Origin of the sequence: Thauera aminoaromatica S2 (assembly GCF_000310185.1) — a bacterium.
Taxonomy (GTDB): Bacteria; Pseudomonadota; Gammaproteobacteria; order Burkholderiales; family Rhodocyclaceae; genus Thauera; species Thauera aminoaromatica.
The window spans coordinates 1-2577 of sequence record NZ_AMXD01000243.1 but is presented as its reverse complement, the minus strand read 5'-3'; the positions used below and the strand labels follow the sequence as shown (position 1 = coordinate 2577).

General features: G+C 64.6%; 1 protein-coding gene and 1 pseudogene. Both read right to left on the bottom strand.

The window, feature by feature from the left end; all coding sequences use genetic code 11:
* Positions 1 to 176 precede the first annotated feature (176 nt).
* Complete coding sequence (istB, locus tag C665_RS19180; protein WP_004265643.1) at positions 177 to 974, bottom strand: IS21-like element helper ATPase IstB; 798 nt, start codon at positions 972 to 974, stop codon at positions 177 to 179.
* Positions 967 to 2459: pseudogene (istA, locus tag C665_RS19175) on the bottom strand (IS21 family transposase). Before istA ends, istB begins: the two are co-directional and overlap by 8 nt.
* Positions 2460 to 2577 lie beyond the last annotated feature (118 nt).

The following is a 2577-nucleotide window of genomic DNA, read 5'->3' as shown; positions in this document are numbered from 1 at the left end:
TGTCGGCGCGCGTCTAAAACTACCCAGCGGTGCGCGTTGAATTTTACCCAGGCACTTTAGTTGCCCGTCATGCAGCAACTGCTTTTCAGTTTAGTCGAGTTACCGTTCGTGAGTGTGCGCAGAGAAGCCCGCGAAGGGCGTAGCCCGAAGCGGGCTTCTCTGCGCGGGCGCCGGGATCAGAACGGCTCGTCCTCGGTGAGGGGGCCGCGCTTGCGCTGCTCGCGGTCCTTGATCCGCGACCGCGCGCTGGCCGAGCTCTGACGGAAGCGATAGGACTCGTTCCCGGTCTCGACGATATGGCAGTGATGGGTGAGCCGGTCGAGCAGTGCCGTGGTCATCTTTGCGTCGCCGAACACGCTGGCCCATTCACCGAAGCTCAGGTTGGTCGTGATCATCACGCTGGTGTGCTCGTACAGCTTCGAGAGCAGATGGAACAGCAGCGCTCCGCCGCTCTGGCTGAACGGCAGGTAACCCAGCTCATCGAGAATCACCAGGTCCATGCGCAGCAGCGAGAAGGCGAGCTTGCCGGCTTTGCCGGCCGCCTTCTCCTGCTCGAGCAGATTGACCAGATCAACGGTCGAGTAAAACCGCACCCGCTTGCCGTGCTGGGTGATCCCCGACACCCCCAGGGCCGTGGCCAAATGCGACTTGCCTGTGCCGGTGCCACCGATGAAGACGACGTTGTGAGCCTGCGCGGTGAAGTCGAGTGTGGCGAGTTCCTGAATCAACGCCCGCTCCACCTTCGACTGCTCGAAGTCGAACCCGGCCAGATCCCGATGCACCGGGAAGCGGGCCGCCTGCAGTTGATAGCGGATCGAGCGCAGGTGACGGTCGGTATGCTCGGCCTCGAGCAGGTGCTCGAGCAGCCAACCCGAACTCTGACACCCGAGATCACTCGTGGACACCAGCTCCGCCCAGGCGTCGGCCATCCCGTACAGGCGCAGGGCTTTCAGTTCGGCAAGCACATCACGCATGGCTCACCTCCGCACGCAGCCGGTCGTAACGCTGCGGGTCCGCCACCGGTGTTTCGCTCAGGGTCAGTACCGTGTCGACGGTCGGCGTGGCAGGGGCCGACTTCAGGCGATTGAGCACGTTCTCGATGTGCTCGGGGCTGGGGCGGCCCGCTTCGAGCGCCAACTCCACCGCCACGATGACCGCCCCCAGGCCATGCTGAGGCACGGCGGCGAGCACCTTCGCCATGACCCGATCTCCGCCTTCGCGCTTGAGCAGCAGTGCGCGCAGCGTCTGCAGTGGCGCGGGCATGTCGGCGAAGGGTGCGCCGTTCCTGAGCGCACCGGGCTTGCGCTCGATCAGCGGCAGATAGTGCTGCCAGTCGTAGCGCGCTTCGTTGCGCGTGAAGCTGCGCACGTGACGGGCCACGACGGTGTCGTGCGCGACGAGCTCGATCTGCTCGGGATACACCCGGATGCCGACCATCTGCCCCACCAACTCGCACGGCGCCGAATAGCGGCAGCGCTCGAACGTGACCAGGCAGGTGCTCGACACCTTGCCGAGCGTCTCCACGTAGCCGTCGAAGGGCGTGATCATCGGCATCAGGCTGGGCTGCTCCTGCTCGAGCATTTCCGCCAGGCTGAGGTCGTACTCCGGATGCTTGAGCTCATGCCACAGGCTGCGACACTTCGCCAGCAACCACAGGTTCAGCTCGGTGAAGGAACCAAAGCGCGTCTCGGCCGCCTCCTGCCAGATCCGCCGTCGGCTGTCCTGCACGTTCTTCTCGACGACGCCTTTCTCCCAACCGCTGGCGACGTTGCAGAAGTCCGGCTCGAACAGGTAGTGCGAGGCCATCGCCGCAAAGCGTGTATTGACCACCCGCGCCTTGCCTTTCTTCACCCGGTCGACGGCGGTCTTCATGTTGTCGTAGATCCCGCGCCGGGCTACGCCGCCGAGCGCGGCAAACGCCCGCGCGTGCGCATCGAACAGCATCTCGTGGCTCTGCGTCGGATACGCCTGCACGACAAAGGCACGGCTGTAGCACAGCTTCAGGTGCGCCACGAGCACCTTGCGCCACACCCCACCGATGACCAGATGCTCCTCGCTCCAGTCGAACTGGTGCGCCCCTCTCCCGGCTCGAACTGCAGCGGAACGAAGGCCTTCGCGACCGATGCACCGCCTTCGGCCTTCCAGCGCCGGATGAACTCGGTGACGCGGCTGTAATCGCCGTCGAACCCCTGCACCTGCAACTGCCCAAACAACTTCAGCGCCGTGCGCCGGTCCCGTTGCGGTCGCCGCGCATCGGTCTCCAACATCTTGACCAGCTGCGCCGCGTACGGCGCGATCTTGGTGTCGCCGACCCTGCGCTGGTACTTCGGGTCAACCCCTTCAGGCGCCTTCAGCCACTTGCGGATCGTCTTGCGCGTCAGCCCCGTGCGACGCTCGATCTCCGAGAGCGTGAGCCCCTCCCGGTAGTACAGCCTTCTGACCTTCCCCAGCAGATTCATGGTGATCATCTCCTCGGTTCCCCGCTCCTCGACGGAAGCGGCGGAGGTTAATCACCTGGGTACTTTTCAGCGCGCAGACCCCGCGAAATCTGGGTAGTTTTCAGTGCGCGTCAACAGT